Annotated in this window: 19 protein-coding genes; 7 read left to right on the top strand and 12 right to left on the bottom strand. The window is 68.4% G+C overall.

The annotated features are described in order from the left end of the window. Window positions 1-36 precede the first annotated feature (36 nt). The 7 genes from JNL41_RS04090 to flbT all read right to left on the bottom strand — a co-directional run bounded on the left by JNL41_RS04090 (window position 37) and on the right by flbT (window position 7566). Complete coding sequence (locus JNL41_RS04090; protein WP_293472999.1) at window positions 37-2823, bottom strand: hypothetical protein; 2787 nt, start codon at window positions 2821-2823, stop codon at window positions 37-39. A 237-nt stretch (window positions 2824-3060) separates the two neighbouring features. Continuing rightward, on the bottom strand, window positions 3061-3894 hold the full coding sequence (locus tag JNL41_RS04095; protein ID WP_293473000.1) for a flagellin: 834 nt from the start codon (window positions 3892-3894) through the stop codon (window positions 3061-3063). Window positions 3895-4069: 175 nt separating this feature from the next. Continuing rightward, window positions 4070-4357, bottom strand: coding sequence for a hypothetical protein (locus tag JNL41_RS04100; protein ID WP_293473001.1), 288 nt, complete (start codon window positions 4355-4357; stop codon window positions 4070-4072). Between the two features lie 119 nt (window positions 4358-4476). Next, window positions 4477-5295: a flagellin gene (locus tag JNL41_RS04105; RefSeq protein WP_293473002.1), complete on the bottom strand. Its 819-nt coding sequence runs from the start codon at window positions 5293-5295 to the stop codon at window positions 4477-4479. Between the two features lie 282 nt (window positions 5296-5577). Continuing rightward, entirely contained in the window at window positions 5578-6396 is an 819-nt protein-coding gene (locus JNL41_RS04110; RefSeq protein WP_293473003.1) for a flagellin, read from the bottom strand. A 419-nt stretch (window positions 6397-6815) separates the two neighbouring features. Continuing rightward, the gene (gene flaF, locus JNL41_RS04115) at window positions 6816-7181 is read right to left on the bottom strand and encodes a flagellar biosynthesis regulator FlaF (RefSeq protein ID WP_293473004.1); all 366 of its coding nucleotides are present in this window, start codon (window positions 7179-7181) and stop codon (window positions 6816-6818) included. Continuing rightward, window positions 7141-7566, bottom strand: a complete 426-nt coding sequence (gene flbT / locus JNL41_RS04120) for a flagellar biosynthesis repressor FlbT (RefSeq protein ID WP_293473005.1) — start codon at window positions 7564-7566, stop codon at window positions 7141-7143. Before flbT ends, flaF begins: the two co-directional genes overlap by 41 nt. 216 nt (window positions 7567-7782) lie before the next feature. Between flbT and JNL41_RS04125 the strand changes: the two genes are divergently transcribed. The 3 genes from JNL41_RS04125 to JNL41_RS04135 all read left to right on the top strand — a co-directional run bounded on the left by JNL41_RS04125 (window position 7783) and on the right by JNL41_RS04135 (window position 11691). Further along, on the top strand, window positions 7783-9567 hold the full coding sequence (locus tag JNL41_RS04125) for a tetratricopeptide repeat protein (protein WP_293473006.1): 1785 nt from the start codon (window positions 7783-7785) through the stop codon (window positions 9565-9567). Between the two features lie 172 nt (window positions 9568-9739). Continuing rightward, a complete protein-coding gene (locus JNL41_RS04130; protein ID WP_293473007.1) occupies window positions 9740-10609 on the top strand; it encodes a MoxR family ATPase in 870 nt (289 codons plus the stop codon). Between the two features lie 209 nt (window positions 10610-10818). Next, window positions 10819-11691 (top strand): hypothetical protein, encoded by an 873-nt coding sequence (locus JNL41_RS04135; RefSeq protein WP_293473008.1) that lies wholly within the window; start codon window positions 10819-10821, stop codon window positions 11689-11691. 107 nt (window positions 11692-11798) lie between these two features. On the opposite strand, the gene JNL41_RS04140 is transcribed toward JNL41_RS04135, so the two are convergent. Continuing rightward, window positions 11799-12173, bottom strand: coding sequence for a hypothetical protein (locus tag JNL41_RS04140; protein WP_293473009.1), 375 nt, complete (start codon window positions 12171-12173; stop codon window positions 11799-11801). Window positions 12174-12205: 32 nt separating this feature from the next. Beyond that, window positions 12206-13018: a universal stress protein gene (locus JNL41_RS04145; protein ID WP_293473010.1), complete on the bottom strand. Its 813-nt coding sequence runs from the start codon at window positions 13016-13018 to the stop codon at window positions 12206-12208. Between the two features lie 113 nt (window positions 13019-13131). On the opposite strand from JNL41_RS04145, the gene JNL41_RS04150 reads away from it, so the two are divergent. Beyond that, the gene (locus JNL41_RS04150) at window positions 13132-13776 is read left to right on the top strand and encodes an HD family hydrolase (protein ID WP_293473011.1); all 645 of its coding nucleotides are present in this window, start codon (window positions 13132-13134) and stop codon (window positions 13774-13776) included. A gap of 10 nt (window positions 13777-13786) precedes the next feature. Next, the gene (locus JNL41_RS04155; RefSeq protein ID WP_293473012.1) at window positions 13787-14746 is read left to right on the top strand and encodes an NAD regulator; all 960 of its coding nucleotides are present in this window, start codon (window positions 13787-13789) and stop codon (window positions 14744-14746) included. Window positions 14747-14846: 100 nt separating this feature from the next. Here JNL41_RS04155 and JNL41_RS04160 read toward each other — a convergent pair whose 3' ends face one another. The 3 genes from JNL41_RS04160 to JNL41_RS04170 all read right to left on the bottom strand — a co-directional run bounded on the left by JNL41_RS04160 (window position 14847) and on the right by JNL41_RS04170 (window position 16874). Continuing rightward, a complete protein-coding gene (locus JNL41_RS04160; RefSeq protein ID WP_293473013.1) occupies window positions 14847-15779 on the bottom strand; it encodes a sterol desaturase family protein in 933 nt (310 codons plus the stop codon). Further along, window positions 15776-16177 carry a hypothetical protein gene (locus tag JNL41_RS04165; RefSeq protein ID WP_293473014.1) on the bottom strand — a complete coding sequence of 134 codons (402 nt, stop codon included), beginning with the start codon at window positions 16175-16177 and terminating at the stop codon, window positions 15776-15778. Before JNL41_RS04165 ends, JNL41_RS04160 begins: the two co-directional genes overlap by 4 nt. 151 nt (window positions 16178-16328) lie before the next feature. Then, the gene (locus JNL41_RS04170) at window positions 16329-16874 is read right to left on the bottom strand and encodes a porin family protein (protein WP_293473015.1); all 546 of its coding nucleotides are present in this window, start codon (window positions 16872-16874) and stop codon (window positions 16329-16331) included. Between the two features lie 206 nt (window positions 16875-17080). On the opposite strand from JNL41_RS04170, the gene JNL41_RS04175 reads away from it, so the two are divergent. Both JNL41_RS04175 and JNL41_RS04180 read left to right on the top strand, forming a co-directional pair. Continuing rightward, window positions 17081-18196, top strand: coding sequence for a beta-ketoacyl-ACP synthase III (locus JNL41_RS04175; RefSeq protein WP_293473016.1), 1116 nt, complete (start codon window positions 17081-17083; stop codon window positions 18194-18196). Between the two features lie 174 nt (window positions 18197-18370). Next, window positions 18371-19926, top strand: a 1556-nt coding sequence (locus tag JNL41_RS04180) for a D-aminoacylase (protein WP_293473017.1), incomplete at its 3' end; no start/stop codon positions are given.

Genomic DNA, 19926 nt, shown 5'->3' on the forward strand with positions numbered 1-19926 from the left:
TAGTCCTGCCGGAGCCCGCTTTCAAGCGCCGCCGCGTCAGCCGCCGCCGCCGAGCCGCGCCAGGGCGGCCTGATAGTTGGAGATCTGGTTGGTCAGGTAGGCCGGCACGGGGCCGCTGGCCGAGTTGTTGGTGGTCTGCGCCTGCTGCCGCTGCGGCGAAGCGGCCGACACGAGGTCGCGGTAGGCGGTGCGCAGCTTGGTCATGGCGGCGCTGATCTCGGCGAGCGCGTACTTGCGGTCGGTCTCTTTCTCGACGTTCAGCTTCCCGTCCAGCGCCAGGCCATAGATCATGCCCTTGCCGTCGGCGGGCACCACCTGGCCGTTCTCGGTGACGGTCTTGCGCACGATCCCCTCGGGGATGCCGAGCATGGCCAGGGCGTCCCGGTCGACCTTGCCGGCCGCGAATTCGAGGGTGGCGCGGTCGGTCGTGGGTTCGATGCGCAGGCTGCGCTTGTTTCCGTCGATGGTGACGATCGTGACCTTGGCCTGGAAGCCGCTGGCCCGCTTGATCTTGGTGGCCAGGGTGTCGAGCGTGTCCTTGTCGTCGATCGTCACCGTCGAGGTGCGGCCGAGGCCGGACTTGATCGTGAAGGTGTCGCCGGCGCGGAGGCTGGAGACGGCGGTCAGGCGCGAACTGTCGGTCAGGTCCAGCTCGCCCTTGGGCAGGCCGATGCGGTCCAGCACGCTGGCGCCCGTCGTATCGACGGCGATCGAGGTCGGGGTCGCGCGGCCGTCCTTGCCGGTGAAGCGGCGCGACCAGTCCACCGCGCCTGTGGCGATGTCGAGCTTGGCCAGGAAGCCGTCCTTGGTCCCGACGGCGGCGGGGTTGCCCGGCAGGTCGGTCCCGGCGCTGCCGGCGATCCAGACCTGGCCGCCCGAGACGGCCAGCGACGTGGCTTTGTCCTCGCCCGCGCCCCCGTAGTAGGCCACCTGGCCGCCCCCGCTGAGGCTGGCCGAGAGGCGCGCGGCGAAGGCGTCCGTACCGCCGGCGTTGGCGTTGGTGACGGTCAGGCCGTTCAGGCCGGCGTTGCTGGTCGAGCCGGCGACGATGATGTCGCTCCCGTCCAGCGCCAGACCGGTGATGGAGCCGCCCTGGAGGTCGCCGAGGTCCTGCGTGGACGTGAGAACCGGCGTGCCGCCCGAGACGTCGTAGCGCCGCAGGACGCCGCGGCCGCTCTCGACGCTGGCGGTGACCACCGAGGTCCCGTCGACCACCAGGCCCGCGGGCTTGTCGATGCCGGCGGTCCCGAAGGCCGTGGTGAACAGGGTGTCCACCTTCCCGGTCGTGACGTTCTGCCTGAAAGCTTCGAGGTAGGCGTCTGACTGCCCTAGCGAAGTCGTGCCCGGCAACGCCGAGCTGGTGCGGCCCGAGACGTAGACCGTGCCGTCGGCGCCGAAGGCGACTTCGCTGGCCTCGTCGGCCTGGCGCGCACCGCGGCGCTGGGTCCACAGTTCCTGGCCGTCGGCGTCGTAGACGGTGACGAAGCTGTCGGTCAGGCCGTCGAACGCACCCGTCGAATTGAGCGCGCCCTCGGTCGCGCCGGAGAGCACGCCCTTCACCGAACCGGCCACGGCGATCTTGCCGTCGGCGGCGAGCGCGAGGCCGAGCCCGGACGCCTCCTCCGCGGCGCCCAGCGTGCGCGCGAAGACGAGCTGGCCCGAGGAGTCGTACTTGAGCAGCGCGACGTCCTGGTCGCCCTTGATGTCCTGGCCGGCCACCTTGTCGACCACGTCGGCCAGCATGTAGACTGAGCCGTCGGCGCCGACCTTGGTCTCGCGGACCGTCTTCACCTCCGGGCCGAGCGTCTGGCCGAACACGCGGCCGTCCACGAAGTTGGCCTCCCCGGCCCGCTGCAGCGGCGGCGGGACCGCCACGTTGTCGGTCTGGAACTTGAGGAACTGGGCGGCCTCGGTGGAATCGGCCGTCTCGGTCTTGCCGTCGGGGTTCGGATTGCCGGCGTCCTGGGCGACGTAGACCGCGCCCGCCGTCGTCGTCGCGGAGAAGCTCACCGTCTCGCCGACGCTCGTCTTGACCTTCAGCGCCCACTGGTCGGGGTTCGTGCCGACCTTCACGTCCTTGCCGCCGACCTTGGCGAACTTGTCGCCGCCAGGGATGCGCTGGGTCTGGAAGCGGACCTCGGCCCCGGCCGCCTGGAGCTGCTGGTTGATGTAGGCCGAGACCGTCGCGACCGAACGGGTCCCGGTCATGCCCGACAGGTCGATCGGCACATTAACCGTCGTTCCGGACTTCTTGATCTGTATGTTGAATTGGACGTTCCCCTGGAACGCCTCGACCTCGCTGTTGCTGGTCCCGGTGACCAGCGGCGGGGTGGTGTATTCGGTCTTGGCCTTAGGCACGCCGAGCGCCGGTTTGGCGAAGGTGCTGACCTCGCCCTGGATCACCCGGAGCTGGTCGAGGTCGAGGTCTCCGACGTACTCGAGGATCTCGCTGAGCCCGCGGTCGAACACCTGGCCGATCCGGCTGCGCTCGGCCGCCAGGATGCCCTTGGCGCCTGCGGATTCGGCCACGCCGGTCAGCGTCGCCAGACCCTGGTAGAGCGCGAATATCTTGCGGTAGTCGGCGCTGGCGCCGGCGACGTCCAGCCTGGCCGAGCCTTCGTTGACGAACTTTCGGCCGGTCATCGCCGCCTTCACCGCGGCGGTCGTGGTGGCCGTGGCGGTGGCCGGTGCGTTCCACGGCGCGCTGGGCGTGGTCTTCTTGCCGGACGTGGCGAGCGCGGACGACCCCGTCGTCGCCGCCGTGAGGCTGGCGCGCGACTGATACAGGCTCAGCAGCAGACTGGAGTCGATCCCGGTCACCATCGCAGACAGCCTAGATCGGACAACCCTTACCGCCCGTTAACCGGGGGCCGGTTTCCGAGAGAAAATGGAGGACTGGGCGCCATACCCGGCCCCCTGCCGACGACGTTGCCTCGCGGACCAGCCGGAAACGACGTCTCCTATGTTTTTCAGTGAGATGGCCGAACTTCCGGCCAAAAGAAAAGCCCCGGGCGCGCGCCGCGCCCAGGGCCGTTCCTACGCCCCGACGGAAGCGGGATGTTAGCCGCCGCGGAAGAGCTGCAGGATGATTTGCGGCGCCGAGTTGGCGATGGAGAGCGCCTGCGCGCCCAACTGCTGCTGGACCTGGAGGGCCTGCAGCCGGGCGCTCTCCTTGGCGAGGTCGGCGTCCACCAGGTTGCCGACGCCGGCTTGCAGCACATCGGTGAGCTTGGAGACGAAGTCGAGGTGAGCGTCGATCTGCTTGAACTGCGAGCCGAGGTTGCCCAGGGACTGGTTCACGTTGCTGATCGAGGCTTCCAGCTTGGCCAGCACCGTGCCCGCGATCGTCGCCGTTGTGATGTTGGCGTTCGCCGTGATCGTGATGTTCGAGCCGCCCAGCGCCAGGGTGCGCGTGCTGAGCGTCAGCTTCGACGTCGCATCCGCGTTGGCCAGGAACTGGATGTTGCCGCCCGTGCCGGTGAAGAGGTTCGCGCCGTCGAAGGCCGCGTTCTGCACCACCTGGGTGATCTGGCGCAGCAGCGCCTTGAAGTCGGAGTTGAGCGCAGTCCGCGACGAGGTGTCGAGCGAGGTGTCCATCGCCGAGACGACCTTCTCCTTCAACTGCACCAGCAGGTCGGAGATAGTCTCACCCGCCGAGAGCGAGACCTCGGCGATCGAGCTGGCCCGCTCGAGGCTGATCCTCACCGCGCCCAGCGCCCCGATGTCGGCCCGCTGGCCCTGCGCGATCGCCCAGATCGCCGCGTTGTCCTTGGCGTTGCCGATCTTCAGGCCGGTGTTGACCCGATCCTGAGTCGTCGCGAGCTCGTCGTTGGTCTTGTTCAGGTTCTGCAGGGCCGTCAGCGCAGCCTTGTTCGTGTGGACGCTGATCGTCATCACGCTCTCCTAGCGATCATCGGGCGCCGACTCGCGTCTTCGCCGTGGAGGCAAGCTAGGAAGCCGTGGTGTTCATATGGTTAACACGCATAAAGCATCGCGCCGCCGCCGGACCGGTCCGGGGCGGTGAGGACAATCTGTCCCAGGGCAGCGCGCGGGGGATCGCGCCTCCCGATCAGGCCGAGGTCTGAATGACCGCGCCCGGCTCGGACCCGCCTTCCCGCAACCTCAGGACCTCGGCCCTGGGCAACTGGCTGACGACTTCGCCGGTGAGACGGTTGATCGTCTTGTAGACGTAACCGCCGGTGGCCTGATCCAAATCGATGACCAGTCGCAGCGACACCGGATCCTGGGCGGGGACCGCCGGCGCTTCGGCGACCTTGCGGTCGACGGGAGCGGTCGGCTGGACCGTGTTTGCCTTCGGATCGGGCACGGGCGCGATGGCCGTGGCCTTCGTTTCCATTGCTCCTTCCGCTGTACGTGAGTGCAGCGCTCCTGAGGCGAACGGCGGACGGGGAAGCCCCGCCCGCCGGACGCAATTGGTCGTCCGCGGAGGCTAAGGGCCTCCGCGGACGCGCGGGCCTAGCGGAACAGACCCAGCAGGATCGAGGACGACTGGTTGGCGATCGAGAGCGCCTGGACCCCGAGCTGCTGCTTGGTCTGCAGTGCCTGGAGCTTGGCGCTTTCCTTGGCCAGGTCGGCGTCGACGAGGTTGCCCACCCCGGCGTCGACCGTGTCCTGAAGCTTCTTGACGAAGGTCAGGTGGTTGCTCAGCGCCTTGGAGCCGGTGCCGAGGGCCGAGAGCTTGCTCGACACTTCGGTGATCGCGGCGTTGACGGCCGCGATCGCAAGCGACGCGGCAGCCGTGGTCCCCAGCGTGTTGGTGTTGATCGACAGAGCCGACAGGGTCAGCGTCTGCGCCTGCACCGTGATGACCGAGGTGGCGTCGGAGTTCGCGATCGCCTTCACCGTGGTGCCCGCCTGCTTGATCAGGTTGGCGCCGTTGAAGTCGGCGTTCGTGACGGCCTTGGTGATCTGACCGAGGAGCGACTTGAACTCATCGTTCAGCGCCGTGCGGCTGGCGGTGTCGAGACCCGAGTCACGGGCGGCCAGAGCCTTTTCCTTGAGCTGGACCAGCACGTCGGAAATGGTCTCGCCGGCCGAAATCGCGACCTCAACGGCCGACTGGTTCCGCTCCAGCGAGGAGATGACCGAGTTCAGGGCGTTGGAGCTGGCGCGCTGGTTCTGGGCGATGGCGTAGATGGCGCCATTGTCCTTGGCCGACGCGACCTTCTTGCCGGTGTTGATCCGGGACTGCACGGTCTGCAGTTCCGAATTCGTGGCGTTCAGGTTCTGGAGCGCAACGAGCGCGCCGATATTGGTGTTCACCGAATTAGGCATCGGCTGGTCCTTCATTCAAAAGGGCCGGCTGTCGTTCTGACGGCCGGGGGCGTTTTGCCCACCCGCAACGCAGCAAGCTTCGGACCAGCGGAATCGTTACCGCATGGAGGGCTATCAATTTGAATTTATGGAATTAAGCCCGCATTAGGGTTGCTTTTGGCCGGCAAATTCTGCCGAGCGACCGGCCGGTGGGCATAAAATGCCGACCAGACCCGGCAATAATGTCCGGGCTGGCGAAAGGGACCCGTCGGGCGGACCGAAGTCCGCCCGACGGCCGCACACTTAGCGGAACAGACCCAGCAGGATCGACGTCGACTGGTTGGCGATCGAGAGCGCCTGGACCCCGAGTTGCTGCTTGGTCTGCAGCGCCTGGAGTTTCGCACTTTCCTTCGCCAGGTCGGCGTCGACGAGGTTGCCCACCCCGGCGTCGATGGTGTCCTGAAGCTTCTTGACGAAGTTCAGGTGGTTGTTCAGCGCCTTGGCGCCCGTGCCGAGCGACGACAGCTTGCTCGACACTTCGGTGATCGCCGCGTTGACGGCCGCAATCGCGAGCGATGCGGCAGCCGTGGTCCCCAGCGTGTTGGTGTTGATCGACAGAGCCGACAGGGTCAGCGTCTGCGCCTGCACCGTGATGACCGAGGTCGCGTCGGCGTTCGCAATCGCCTTCACCGTGGTGCCCGCCTGCTTGATCAGGTTGGAACCGTTGAAGTCGGCGTTGACGACCGCCTTGGTGATCTGACCGAGCAGCGACTTGAACTCGTCGTTCAGCGCCGTGCGGCTGGCGGTGTCGAGGCCCGAGTCACGAGCGGCCAGAGCCTTTTCCTTGAGCTGAACCAGCACGTCGGAAATGGTCTCGCCGGCCGAGATCGCGACTTCAACGGCCGACTGGTTCCGCTCCAGCGAGGAGATCACCGAGTTCAGGGCGTTGGACGTCGCGCGTTGGTTCTGGGCAATAGCGAAGATAGCGCCATTGTCCTTGGCCGACGCGACTTTCTTGCCGGTGTTGATCCTGGTCTGAGTGGTTGAGAGCTCCGCGTTGGTGGCGTTGAGGTTCTGGAGCGCAACGAGCGCGCCAACATTCGTGTTGACCGAATTGGCCATTGGGTAGTCCTTCCATTCTGGAATGAGACGCCGGGCTTTGCCGGCAGGCGGATTTTCCGCCGCAGGACTCATCGCAAGCGGCAGGCCACGCGCGGGCCGCGCATGCCGGCGAAAATTCCTTTGTTTTAACTACGTTTTTCCCGCGCCTCCGGCCGGCGCTGCGGCAGCCTGGCGCAGCGCGTTCCTGCCGGGCGGCACATCCTGCCGGATCGGCGGCGGGCCGTGAACGGTCGCGCGAGCCTGTCGGTTCCTGTGGCGCGGCAGCGCCGACTGTTCGACACCAAGCCCACCAAGGCCACAAAGGGGAAGGCGTCGGTCCTGGTGGGCTTGGTGGTTCGAAAAGCAGCGCCTGCGGCGCACAGGCAGTCCGGGAGAAGTCTGGGTCCCCGCATGCGCGGGGATGAGCGGGGTTGGGGCGGTTAGGCGGCGGCCTGCTGGCCGCCGGCGAGGCCCTGCATGATCATGCGGTTGATCTCGATCAGGGGCTCGAACTCCTCCTGGTTGCGGATCACCAGGCTGGTGTGCTTGCCCACCCAGATGCTGAGCGAAATGATCGAGGCGCGCAGGGGCGTCGGCAGCCCGTTGTCGGTGCGGTTGCACTCGGCGGCCAGCGTGGACCACATGCGCTTGTTCCAGTCGAGCGCGTCCATGCGCTTGCCGAACTCGGCCTTGTCGAGTTGCGCCGCCTCCATGAGCGCCCGGGTCACCTGGGCGAAGAGGCGGTATTCCATGTCGCGCGGGCTCTCAGCCCGCGTCGCCGCCTGCTGATACGCCTGAAGGGACATGGCCCAGCCTTTCGTTCTCGTAGTCGATGAGCTTCCGGCAGAGCATCAGCGCCTTATAGTACTCGCGCTCCATGCAGCACCGGGAGATGTCCACGCAGTCGGCGAGGACGTTGGGGTTGGAGATGACCGACATGAATTCGGTCATGCGCGTGACGAAGTCGCCGTAGAACTTCTCGGCGCTGCCCTCGTCGAGGTACATCATCATCACCGGGAAGTAGATCCGACGCGCGGGCGTCTGGACGTCCTCCTCGTGCATGATGTCCTTCTCGCGCAGGACCGACGCCTTGTTCTGGAGGACCAGTACGGCCCGACGGTCGCCGTTCTGCACCACGGCGCCGTTCAGGACGAACCTCTCACCCGGCTTCAGCGATAGTTTGAGTGGCAAGTCCGTCCCTCGTCTGCGCCCACGATCGCAACAGCGCGAATCGAGCGAATCCATTCTCGCGCGAGCCACGACCGAACGCATCCCACGCTTAAGGGCCCATCCGTTAACGGCCGATTGCCGCCCCGCCGGACAGCGCGGGTGCGACCGAATGGCGCTGCTTAGCGGCAGGTTAACCATAGCGCGCGAGGAAGGGGCGTCTTTCCGGAGTCCGCGAGAATGGCCAAGACGGCGCTGAAGAGCGTTCCCCTCCCCGACGGCCCCCAGGTCGGCGCGGCGCCGAGCGTGCCCGAGTCGATGCGCGAGATGGGCGAGTCCGGCGGCAAGGATTCGCTGTCGCGCCTGGAATCGGCCGTCAGCGAGCTCAAGGCGGTGGCCGCCGCGCCGCTCCTGAAGCGCGCCATCGAGTTCCTGAACCGCGAGGACTTCGTCAACGGCGGCAAGTGGGCCGTCAAGGCGCTGGAGATCGACGAGCGTAGCGGCGTCGGCTGGTATCTGATGGGCATCGCGCGCGAACGCGCCGGCGACTTCGCCAACTCGGTCCAGGCCTACGAGGCGGCCCTCAAGCTGCTGCCCGACCACGCCGAAGTGGCCAACGACCTCGGCCGCCTCGCCTTCCGGATGGGGATGTACGAGCAGGCCGAAAAGCTCTTCACGCGCTACATCCAGCACGCGCCTGAGAAGGCCGACGGCGTCAACAACCTGGCCAGCGTCATGCGCGAGCAGGGCCGCGTCGACGAGACGATCGAGCTGCTGCGCAATGCGATCCAGGCGCATCCCGAGACGCCGATGCTCTGGAACACCCTGGGCTCGGTGGTGATGGACCAGGGCGACCTGCCCAACGCCGCGACCTTCTTCGGCGAGGCCGTGCGGCTGAACCCGAAGTTCGGCAAGGCGCGCTACAACCTGAGCCAGGTGAAGCACGGGCTGGGCGACAACGAAGGCGCCCTGAAGGACTGCGACACGGCGCTGAAGCGCATCAACACCGCCGAAGACAAGCAGATGATGCTGCTGGCGCGCTCCACCTACCAGCTCTGCCTCGGCAAAATCGGCGCGGGCTGGGACGACTACGAGGCGCGGCTGTCGGCGCAGTTCGCCGGCGTCACGCACTTCTGGATCGACCGGCCGCGCTGGAAGCCGGGCGGCGAACTGAAGGGCAAGGACTTCCTGGTCGTCGCCGAGCAAGGCCTGGGCGACGAGATCCTGTTCGCGGGCGTGCTGCCCGACATCGTCGAGCGGCTGGGGCCGACGGGGCGTCTGCGCATCTCGGTCGAGCGGCGCCTGGTGGGCCTGTTCCAGCGCAGCTTCCCGGACGCCGAGGTCACGCGCCACATCACCAACGTGGTGGCCACGCAGGCGGTGCGCCGCTGCCCCGACACCGATCTCGAGACGGTCGACCTCTGGACTCCGATGGGCAGCCTGCTGCGCGAGTTTCGCCGCAGGCTGGACGCCTTCCCGGACCACAAGGGCTACCTGACCCCCGATCCGGCGCGCGTGGCGCACTGGACGAAAGAGCTGCAGGCCCTGCCGGCGGGGCCCCGGGTGGGCCTGCTCTGGAAGAGCAACATCAGCAAGGGGCGCACCCGCTTCTTCTCGCAGTTCGAGCAGTGGAAGCCCGTGTTCGACGTTCCGGGCGTCTGCTTCGTGAACCTGCAGTACGGCGACTGCGCCGAGGAGATCGCCCAGGCCGAGCGCGACTTCGGCGTGAAGATCTGGCAGCCGCCGGGCATAGACCTGAAGGACGACCTGGACGACGTCGCCGCCCTCTGCGCGGCGATGGACCTCGTCGTCGGCTTCTCGAACGCGACGTTCAACATCGCCTCGGCGGTAGGGACGCCCAGTTGGATGGTCTCCTCGATCAGCTCGTGGCCTCGGCTCGGGACCGATCGCTATCCCTGGTATCCGCAGACCCGCGTCTTCCTGCCCGACGCGTTCGGGCACTGGGACTCGGCCATGGCCCGGCTCTGCCAGGCGCTCGGCGAGTACGTCCGGGGCGAGGGCTGAGCGCGAGGCGCCGGCCGCGCCGGGCCGATGCGCGCGCACCGTGAGGCGAGGCGCTTCGAAGCTGCGGTTCGCCCGGCGATGGAACCTGCTTGATCCTCGCGCGCGGCCCTATAGGCTGGCGCCGGACAAACAACTGTTCGAATGCGGGCCTTCGTCCGCATGGGGAGCCTGAATGAGCCAGCGTTTCGAAGGGACCGACAACTACGTCGCCACCGAAGACCTCAAGGTGGCGGTGAACGCCGCGATCGCCCTCGAGCGCCCGTTGCTCATCAAGGGCGAGCCCGGCACCGGCAAGACGGTCCTGGCGTACGAGATCGCCGCGGCGCTCGGCTCGGACCTGATCACCTGGCACATCAAGTCGACCACCAAGGCGGTGCAGGGCCTCTACGAGTACGACGCCGTGACGCGCCTGCGCGACAGCCAGCTCGGCGACGAGCGCGTCAAGGACGTCAAGAACTACATCAAGAAGGGCAAGCTCTGGGAGGCGTTCGAGCACGCCGGCCGCCCTGTCCTGCTGATCGACGAGATCGACAAGGCCGACATCGAGTTCCCGAACGACCTCCTGCAGGAGCTCGATCGGATGGAGTTCTACGTCTACGAGACGAACGAGACGATCAAGGCGGCCGTCCGGCCGATCGTGATCATCACCTCCAACAACGAGAAGGAACTGCCGGACGCGTTCCTGCGCCGCTGCTTCTTCCACTACATCCGCTTCCCGGACTCGGAGACGATGCAGGAGATCGTCGACGTCCACTATCCGGGCGTGAAGCAGAAGCTGGTCGCCGAGGCGCTGCGCATCTTCTACGACATGCGCAAGGTGCCGGGCCTGAAGAAGAAGCCGTCGACGTCGGAGCTGCTGGACTGGCTGAAGCTGCTGATGGTCGAGGACATCGACGGGGACGCGCTCGCCGAGAAGGATCCGACCAAGCTGATCCCGCCGCTGCACGGCGCCCTGCTGAAGAACGAGCAGGACGTGCATCTGTTCGAGCGCCTGGCCTTCCTCGCCCGGCGCGAGGGCGCGGCGCGTCCCGGACAGTCCTGAACAGGCGCCCGGCGTAACACCCGGGCGTAACTTACCGCGAATTCACTCGCCTTTTAGAAGGGCTCCGGCCAGCCTTCGCGGGCCTTCATGCGAGGTGGACACCGGTTCGCCGCCCCGGAAGGCGCGCTGTCCAGAGCAGCGCGCCGCCGGACGCAGCACCGGACCGACCCTTGCTGACGGCGCGCGCAACAGGACGGAGCCCTTTTTCGATGAAGCCGCTTTACCTCGCCGCCGCCTCGGCCCTCGCGCTGACCGCGGCCGCCTGCGGACCCAAGGTCCCCGCCGCGCGTGCGGCGCTGGAGTGCCCGATGAAGCAGGGCGAACTCACGCGCACCATGGCCACGTCCGACGGCAAGACCTGCATGTACGCCGCACCCGACGGCGCCGAGGTGACCCTGCAGCTCGTCTCGACCGCCGGCGGCGTCGACAGCGCCCTGGCCAACATCGAGACCACCCTGCTTGCCAATCGGACGGCCCCGTCGGCCGCGGCCGACGGCAAGGACGGCGAGAAGGCCGCCGAGCCCGACGCCGGGGCCAAGGGCGCCGCGGCGCGCGCCGAGGCCGAGGCCCGCGGCGACGCGAAGGGCGGCGTCGAACTGCACGCCGACGCCGATGGCAACGTGAAGGTCGACAGCAAGGTCAAGGTCGACGGCAAGGACACCGACGCGGTCAACGTCTCGGTCAAGGACGGCAAGACGGTCGTCACGGAGTCCGGCGACGGCACGACCCGGGTGAACCTGCCCGGCATCCACATCGTCGCCAACGAGTCCGACGACACCGCGAAGGTCCAGGTCGGTCCGATCCGGATCGACGCCGGCGGCGACGGCGCGACCGTCCGCATGCGCCGCGACGTGCGCCTGCGCGGCGAGCAGTTGAACCCCGACAAGCGCGGGGTCCGCGCGACCTTCGTCTACACCGGAGAAGACCTGCCGGACGGCTACCGCTACGTCGGCTACGAAGCGGGCGGGCCCAAGCGCGGGCCGATCACCGTGGCGGTCGTGAAGTCGAAGTCCGAACGGCACGACGGCGACGACGTCTACGACGACGTGAAGCGTCTGGTGCGCAAGAACGGCGGGGTCTAGAGCGCGCTCCAGATTCTTGATTTCGCATCGTTATCGCCGAAAGCTGGCGGCCACTTTTCGGCACGATGCTCTAGGGCTGCGCCCGGACCCTCGCCGATCACGGCCGCTCAGGCCGCCGGCTGCACCTCGACCACCTTGTAGGTGAGCGGGCGGCCGTCCTCGTCGGTGACGGTGACGTATTCGCCGACAGCGAAGCGGTGCTGGCCCAGGCGATGGACGGGCTCGTCGTCGGACGGATCGTCCTCGTCGTAGTCGAAGAACCACTTCTGGCCCTTGCGCGCCAGGCGGCCGTCGGCGGCGTCCTCGTCCGGCGCGAAGCGGCGCACCGTGCAGGCGTCGCGCGCCTTCGAATAGGCGGCCTCGTCCAGCATGCCATCGGCCGTCAGCGGCGCAGTCAGGGCGTAGCCGCGGTGGTCGTCGCCGCCGGCGAATTCTGTTCCGGGGTTGCGGGCAAGCCGCATGACGATGCGCGACAGGGCCATGACGTTACCTCCTGGCAGTTCAGATATGTACGCTAGTGGGACAGGAACAGGGACGGGCCGTCCGAGTTCAGCAGCGTCCGCGTGGCGCCCCCGAAGATGAACTCCTGCAGGCGCGGATGTCCGAAGGCGCCGGCCACCAGGACATCGGCGTTGGCCGCCGCGGCGGCGTGCAGGATGGCGGGCGCAGCGTCGCCGGCGTCGTCCAGGATCTGGATCTCGGCGTCGATGCCGCGGGCGCCGTAGTAGGCCTTCAGGCGATCGGGATCGAACGACCGCGAACTCGCCTTCGGCGCGCCGACGATCACGATGCGCGACGCCTTCTCGAGGAGCGGCGTGGCGAGGCGCGCGGCGCGCGAGGCCTCCTTGCCGCCGTCCCAGGCGACCACCACCGTCCCGCCGACCCGAAGGCCCGGCTTGGCGATCAGGACGGGACGCTGCTCGTCGGCGACCATCTGCTGGAACGCCTCGGCCAGCGGGCCGCGCCCCTTCGACGGATCGCTGGTGAAGACCACGAGGTCCGAAAGGCGGCTCTCGGCCGAAAGCCCGGCCCAGACCGGCGTCTGCAACGCCACGAACTGGGTCTTGGCGTAGCCGGCGGCGGCGGACGCCTTGCGCGCATTGCCCTCGCCGGCGGCCGTGGCCTCCTTGAGCGACTCCAGGGCGGTCGTCTGCACGCCGCCCAGGAACCCCTCGCCCATCCAGGGCATGACGTCGGCGACGTCGGCGGGCGTGTAGACGCACGCAAGCTCGGCGCCGAACGGTTCGGCGACCAGTTTCGCGGCGGCGACGGCGGCGGCGTCCCCCTGCCCTCCGGACAGCGGCGCCATGATGCGAGCCCAGCTCATCGGTGCATCCTTCCTCTTTCCGGCTGGATACTTAGCCTGTTCCGTGCGGCCCGGATTGATCTTTCTCAGGTCCTGGGCCAGTTCACGACCTCGACTTTGAGAGGAATGCGCAGGTGAGAAAAGGGCTGCGTCGCACGCAAGGGGCGCCCCGGGCCTGGCAGCGGATGCTTTCCGGCCGCCGGCTGGACCTGCTCGACCCCTCGCCCATGGACATCGAGATCGAGGACATCGCCCACGGCCTGGCCCGCGTGGCCCGCTGGAACGGCCAGACGGTCGGCGAGCACGCCTTCTCGGTCGCCCAGCATTCGGTGGTGGTCGAGGAGATCGTCGCCCACATCCAGCCCGACGTGGCGCCGCGCTGGCGGCTGGCGGCGCTGCTGCACGACGCCTCGGAATACGTGATCGGCGACATGATCAGCCCGTTCAAGGCGGCCCTGGGTTACGACTACAAGCTGTTCGAGGAGCGGCTGGAGAACGCCATCCATGTGCGCTTCGGCCTGCCCGCCCGGACGCCGACGGCGGTCAAGAAGCTGATCAAGCAGGCCGACCGCGCCTGCGCGTTCTTCGAGGCGACGCAACTGGCGGGATTCGGCCACGAGGAATCGCTGGACTTCTTCGGCGCCCCCCCCGCCGGCTACCACCTGAAGATCGAGCCGCAGGCGCCGTTCGACGCGCAGGCGCACTACCTGCGCCGGTTCGAAGTGCTGTCCGAGGCCGCGGGCTATCAGCGCCACGATCAGGCGTTCGACACCGAATGACGCGGGCCCCATGACCAGAGCCGTCGTCATCGGGCTGAGCGCCGTGGTCGTCGCCATCCGCGACGGCGAGGCGGTGGCGCTCACGGTGCGCCACGGCGGCGCAGGCGACCCCGCCGGCCTGCCCTTCGGCCCCTTCGACCCGGACGCTGACCGCACGTTCGAGCTGGCGCTGCGGGCCTACGTGACCGCGCAGACGCGCTTCGACCTGGGCTACGTCGAGCAGCTCTACACCTTCGGCGACGCCGGCCGCGACGCGCCGCTGGCCGACCTGGGGGACGGCGCGGGCGCAAGCCGGGTCATTTCCGTGGGCTACCTGGCCCTGGCTCCGGCGGCGGTGGACACCCATTTCGCCGGCAGCGAATGGCGGCCCTGGTCGCGCATCTTCCCGTGGGAGGACTGGCGGACCGGCCGGCCGGACGCGCTGGACGCCGTCGAGGCCGCCCTGCGCGCCTGGGCGGGCGCCGACGCCCAGAAGCTGGCCCGCGCCCGGCTGCTCTTCGCGCTCGACGGCGCGCCGTGGAACGAGGAGCGCGTGCTCGACCGCTACGAGCTGCTCTACGAGGCCGGCCTGGTTCCCGAGGCCGCCCGCGACCGCAGCGAGGCCGCGCCGCTGCGGTCCGACGCCCTGACGATCGCCCTGGGCGAGCCGATGATCTCCGACCACCGCCGCATCCTGGCCACGGCGCTGGGGCGGTTGCGGGGCAAGCTGAAGTACCGTCCGGTGGTGTTCGAGCTGATGCCGGACGCCTTCACGCTGTCGGCGCTGCAACGGACCGTCGAAGCCATCGCCGGCGTGCCCCTGCACAAGCAGAACTTCCGCCGCGCCCTGGAACGCGCCGATCTGCTCCAGGGCCTGGGCCGCCAGGACGTCGACACCGGCGGCAGGCCGGCGGAACTCTTCCGCTTCCGCCGCGAGATCCTCGGAGCCCGGCCGGTGGGCGGACTGAGCCTGCCGCTGCTGCGGGATTGATGTTCGCGGTCTGCATCATGACGAGCGAGCGGAACTGGACCCTCCAGATCAGAGACACAGGAACCGCGGTCATCCCCGCGAGCGGAAGAAGGGGCTGAAGCTATGCCGCCGCGTCCAGCCGTTCCGTCGCAGGTTTCGCCTCTGCCGCCCGCGCCTTGATCATGGCGCTGGTTTCGCGGCTGCCGTCGTGGCTCCAGCCGGGGGGGCCGAAGAGGTAGCCGAGGGCGTGGCGCGGGTGGCGCACGATGTCCTGGGCGGTGGCGATCCACTCGTGGAAGGCGACGCGGACGATGTTGAAGGTGGCGAGGTTCTTCACGAGGCCGTAGCGGCAGGGCTCGTCGTCCAGTTCGGGCTGGAAGGTGCCGAACAGCCGGTCCCACACGATCAGGATGCCGGCGTAGTTGCGGTCGAGGTAGACCGGGTTCCTGGCGTGATGCACGCGGTGATGCGAGGGCGTGTTGAAGACCGCCTCGAACCAGGCCGGCATCCGCCGGATCGCCTCGGTGTGGATCCAGTACTGATAGACGAGGCTGACCCCCTTCTGGATCGCCACCATCGCCGGCGGGAAGCCCAGCAGGGACAGGATCACGTAGAGCGCCCAACTGCCGTTCAGCGCGCCGGTCCAGGTCTGCCGGAGCGCCGTGGAGAGATTGTAGTGCTGGCTGGAGTGGTGGTTCACATGGCTGAGCCACCAGACCCGGCGCTCGTGGCTGAGCCGGTGGAACCAGTAGTAGGTCAGGTCCTCCGCCAGGAAGACGGCGATCCACGCCCACCACGCCGTCATCGGGATGTCGAAGATGCGGTGGTTCTGCCAGACCCACACCACCGCCGTGAACCCGAGCGCGCCGAAGAGCACGCCCGCCACGCTGGACCCCAGGCCCATGCCGAGCGACACGGCGGTGTCCCTGGCCTCGTAGCGCGCGTCGGCCTTGCCGAAGCGCGCCAGCACGATCTCCAGGATGACGGTGAGGATGAAGAACGGCGTGGCGTAGGCGACCGGGTCGAACGCCGCGTGGATCGGATCGGGGATCAAGCGGCGAGGTCCCCGTTGAAGCTCTTCGGCGGCCAGGCGGGCAGCGCGATCACGGCGCGCGGCGCGGCGATATCGGAGAGGTCGATGGAGAGGCGGCCGTTCCTGAACGTCGCCGAGACCGCCTGCGGCCACGGGATCTGGCGCGCCGCGAAGCCGTCGCCCACGCGGCAGATCACCAGCGCAAGGCCGCCGGACTTGGCCAGCGCGCCGGCTCCGTCGGAAGAGATCCAGACGGCGTCGACCGCTCGCGCGGGAAACTCCTCGGCGAGGAGCGCACGCGCCTTGTGCTCGTCCAGCGGGCCGACGGGCCGCGCGATCTTGGCCCAGGCCGCGATTCCCACCAGCACGGCGACCGCCGCCGCCGAAGCGGCCAGTTGAACGAAGAACGCCTCGTCCATGCGCTCCTCCCCTCATTGAGCGCCGGAGCGTGGGCGCGAGGGGGGCGACGGTCAAGGAAAAGGCCACCGCTGCGACGCGGTGGCCTTCCCTGCGGTACGCAGGCATCCTCGAGAGGACCGGGAACGCGCCTGCGCCCGCCAGCCCGGTCTCCTAGAACTTGCGCGTGTAGCCGACGGTCCAGACGTTGGCGTGGCCACCGCCGTTGTTGAACTCCTGGCGCGTGAAGTCGGCGCGGACACCGTTCACGCCGTCGAAGCGGTGCTGGGCGCCGACGCCGTAGTTAAACGACTCGTTCGAGTCCGAGGCCGAGACGCCCGCGGCGCTGACCTTGGCCTTGGTCGTGCCGTAGCCGACGCGGGCGATCAGGTCGGTGTTGGCGGCGATCGGCGCGAAGCCCACCAGGTAGGCGGCCGCCTCGTGCTTGAGCGTCTGCTTCACGCGCACGCCCGAGATCGTGTCCTTGTCGCTGTCGAGGCCCGTGGCGAGCTCGCCTTCGACGCCGATCCAGTCGTTGAAGCGGTAGCCCGCGCGCCCCTGGATCACCTTCACGTCGGCCGAGCCGTAGCTGCCGATGCCGAGGTTGAGGTTCACGTAGGCGCCGGCGTTGGTGGTGGCGGCGTCCTGGGCCTGCGCGGCGGCAGGGACGGCGGCGGCGATCGCGGCCAGCGAGGCCGCGGCGATGAGAGCGTTTTTCATTTTGGGGAGGAACTCCGTACTCTGGTCGCTGAACAGCCCGCCCAGCCGTCGCTGGATCGTCGCCAAACGCGGCCCCCGCCGGACGGTTCTATGGCGAAGGGTTGTTCGTTCCGTATCTGTGGCTGAGGGGCCACAATCGGCGCTGACGGCCCGCCGCGACGTGCTAATCAGGGCAAACAGCGTGCCCGGGGGCAGGAGTTACTCGAATGACCGAAGCGGTGATCGCGGCCACGGGCCTCTACACGCCGCCCCACAGCCTCTCGAACGCCGAGCTGGTCGAGACCTTCAACGCCTACGTCGAACGCTTCAACGCCGCCAATGCCGACGCCATCGCAGCGGGCGAAGTCGCCGCGCTCGCCCCCTCCTCGCCCGAGTTCATCGAGAAGGCGTCGGGCATCAAGTCGCGGTTCGTCATCGACAAGACCGGCCTGGTCGACCCCGAGCGCATGGCGCCGAACATCCCCGAGCGCTCCAACGACGAGATCTCGGTGCTGGCCGAGATCGCGGTGGAGGCGGCGAGGCAGGCCATCGCGGGGTGGGGCAAGGACGCCTCGCAGATCGACGCGGTGATCTGCGCCGCCTCGAACATGCAGCGGGCCTATCCGGCCATGGCGATCGAGGTGCAGCAGGCGCTGGGGATCGAGGGCTTCGCCTTCGACATGAACGTGGCGTGCTCGTCGGCCACCTTCGGTATCAAGACGGCGGCCGATTTCGTGACCGGCGGCTCGGCGCGGGCCGTCCTCATGGTCAATCCGGAGATCTGCTCTGGCCACCTCAACTTCCGCGACCGCGACAGCCACTTCATCTTCGGCGACGTGGCGACCGCGGTGATCGTGGAGCGGGCCGACCAGGCGCAGGGCGGCTGGGACATCGTCGGCACGCGGCTGAAGACTCAGTTCTCGAACAACATCCGCAACAACTTCGGCTTCCTGAACCGCGCCGCGCCGGAAGGCGTCGGGGCGAACGACAAGCTCTTCGTGCAGGAGGGCCGCAAGGTGTTCCGCGAAGTGGTGCCGATGGTCTCGGAGATGATCGTCGGACACGCGAACGACCTCGGCATCGACCCGCACGGCCTGAAGCGCATGTGGCTGCACCAGGCCAACATCAACATGAACGAGCTGATCGGGAAGCGCGTGCTGGGCCGCGAGCCTACGGCGGCCGAGAACGTGATCATCCTGGACGAGTACGCCAACACCTCCTCCGCCGGCTCGATCATCGCCTTCCACAAGGCCAACGACGACTTCGCCGCCGGCGAGACCGGCCTGATCTGCTCGTTCGGTGCGGGCTATTCGGCGGGGACGGTGTTCGTCCGGAAGCGGTAGTCGCCTTCCTTCGCCCTCCTTTTGAACGTCGTGGCCGGGCTTGTCCCGGCCATCCAGACACGCGGGCGCTTCGGGTTGTGTCCGGCAGGCGCCGCTGCGAACCTGCCGAGATCGGTGTCTATGGATGGCCGGGACAAGCCCGGCCATGACGTTCCGTGGGGTGGGGTGGCGAGAATGAAGCTTCGACTGGTTCTGGCTGCGACGGCGGCCCTGCTCGCTTCATCCGCTCAGGGTCAGGCGCCCGCCTACGACCTCATCATCCGCGGCGGGACGATCTACGACGGCTCCGGCGGCCCCGCGTTCAAGGGCGACGTGGGCGTGAAGGGGCAGCGGATCGTCTGTGTCGGGTCCTGCCCGGCCGGGGCGGCGAAGAAGACCGTCGACGCCGCCGGCAAGGCCGTCGCGCCGGGGTTCATCAACATGCTGTCGTGGTCGACCGAGAGCCTGATCCACGACGGCCGCGGGCTCTCGGAACTGAAGCAGGGCGTGACCCTGGAGGTGATGGGCGAAGGCGATTCGATGGGGCCGCTGAACCCGCAGATGAAGGCCCTGGCGATCCAGCGGCAGGGCGACATCAAGTACGCGATCCCCTGGACCTCGCTCGACGAATACCTTCGGTTCCTGGAGAAGAAGGGCGTCTCGGTGAACGTAGCCTCGTTCGTGGGCGCCGCGACCGTGCGCATCCACGTGCTGGGCGAAGGCGACGTCGATCCGACGCCGGCGCAGCTCGACGCGATGCGGGCGCTGGTGAAGCAGGCGATGGAGGACGGCGCGATGGGCGTGGGCTCGTCGCTGATCTATGCGCCGGGGACGTTCGCCGAGACCGACGAGCTGGCGGCGCTGGTCACCGAAGCCGGCAAGTGCGGCGGCTTCTACATCAGCCACATGCGCTCGGAGGAGAAGCGCCTGCTGGAGGCGGTCGACGAACTGATCGAGATCTCGCGGCGCTCGGGGGCTCCGGCCGAGATCTACCACCTGAAGCAGTCGGGCCGGCCCAACTGGGGCAAGCTGGACGCGGTGATCGCCAAGGTGGAGGCCGCGCGCGCCGCCGGCCAGCGGATCACCGCCGACATGTACACCTACACCGCGGGCTCGACGGGCCTGGACGCGGCGATGCCCACGTGGGTGCAGGCCGGCGGCGTCGAGCAGTGGATCGCGCGCCTGAAGGACCCGGCCACGCGGGCGAAGGTGAAGGCCGAGATGGACCTGGAGGACGGCGGGTTCGCGAACCTGATGCGCTACGCCGGGCCCGAGGGCACGCTGCTGGTCGGCTTCAAGAACCCCAAGCTGAAGGGGCTGACGGGCAAGACACTGGCGCAGGTAGGGAAGGATCGGGGCGTCGACGCGCGCGACGCCGCCATCGACCTCGTCATTGAGGACGGCAGCCGCGTGCAGGTGGTCTACTTCCTGATGGACGAGGCCAACGTCGCCCGCCAGACCGCCCTGCCCTGGGTCAGCTTCGGCTCCGACGCCGAGGGCCAGGCGCCCGAAGGGCCGTTCCTGCTCTCCTCCACCCACCCCCGCGCCTACGGCAACTTCAGCCGCCTGCTGGCCAAGTACGTGCGCGACGAGAAGCGCCTCACGCTGGCCGAGGCGGTGCGCAAGCTCAGCGCCCTGCCCGCCCACAACCTGGGCCTCCACGACCGCGGCACGCTGAAGGTTGGCAACTACGCCGACGTGGTCGTCTTCGACCCGGACAAGATCCAGGACCACGCCACCTTCGAGAAGCC

Origin of the sequence: Phenylobacterium sp. (assembly GCF_016793285.1) — a bacterium.
In the GTDB taxonomy this organism is placed as follows: Bacteria; Pseudomonadota; Alphaproteobacteria; order Caulobacterales; family Caulobacteraceae; genus Phenylobacterium.

Excerpts from the sequence above, each read along its gene's own strand:
- JNL41_RS04095 (WP_293473000.1), bottom strand. The coding sequence starts at position 3,894 with ATGACGATCAGCGTCCACACGAACAAGGCTGCGCTGACGGCCCTGCAG.
- JNL41_RS04100 (WP_293473001.1), bottom strand. The coding sequence starts at position 4,357 with ATGGAAACGAAGGCCACGGCCATCGCGCCCGTGCCCGATCCGAAGGCA.
- flaF (WP_293473004.1), bottom strand. The coding sequence starts at position 7,181 with ATGTCCCTTCAGGCGTATCAGCAGGCGGCGACGCGGGCTGAGAGCCCG.
- JNL41_RS04105 (WP_293473002.1), bottom strand. The coding sequence starts at position 5,295 with ATGCCTAATTCGGTGAACACCAATATCGGCGCGCTCGTTGCGCTCCAG.
- JNL41_RS04090 (WP_293472999.1), bottom strand. The coding sequence starts at position 2,823 with ATGGTGACCGGGATCGACTCCAGTCTGCTGCTGAGCCTGTATCAGTCG.
- JNL41_RS04125 (WP_293473006.1), top strand. The coding sequence starts at position 7,783 with ATGGCCAAGACGGCGCTGAAGAGCGTTCCCCTCCCCGACGGCCCCCAG.
- JNL41_RS04155 (WP_293473012.1), top strand. The coding sequence starts at position 13,787 with ATGACCAGAGCCGTCGTCATCGGGCTGAGCGCCGTGGTCGTCGCCATC.
- JNL41_RS04175 (WP_293473016.1), top strand. The coding sequence starts at position 17,081 with ATGACCGAAGCGGTGATCGCGGCCACGGGCCTCTACACGCCGCCCCAC.
- JNL41_RS04140 (WP_293473009.1), bottom strand. The coding sequence starts at position 12,173 with ATGGCCCTGTCGCGCATCGTCATGCGGCTTGCCCGCAACCCCGGAACA.
- JNL41_RS04165 (WP_293473014.1), bottom strand. The coding sequence starts at position 16,177 with ATGGACGAGGCGTTCTTCGTTCAACTGGCCGCTTCGGCGGCGGCGGTC.
- JNL41_RS04145 (WP_293473010.1), bottom strand. The coding sequence starts at position 13,018 with ATGAGCTGGGCTCGCATCATGGCGCCGCTGTCCGGAGGGCAGGGGGAC.
- JNL41_RS04135 (WP_293473008.1), top strand. The coding sequence starts at position 10,819 with ATGAAGCCGCTTTACCTCGCCGCCGCCTCGGCCCTCGCGCTGACCGCG.
- JNL41_RS04170 (WP_293473015.1), bottom strand. The coding sequence starts at position 16,874 with ATGAAAAACGCTCTCATCGCCGCGGCCTCGCTGGCCGCGATCGCCGCC.
- JNL41_RS04130 (WP_293473007.1), top strand. The coding sequence starts at position 9,740 with ATGAGCCAGCGTTTCGAAGGGACCGACAACTACGTCGCCACCGAAGAC.
- JNL41_RS04110 (WP_293473003.1), bottom strand. The coding sequence starts at position 6,396 with ATGGCCAATTCGGTCAACACGAATGTTGGCGCGCTCGTTGCGCTCCAG.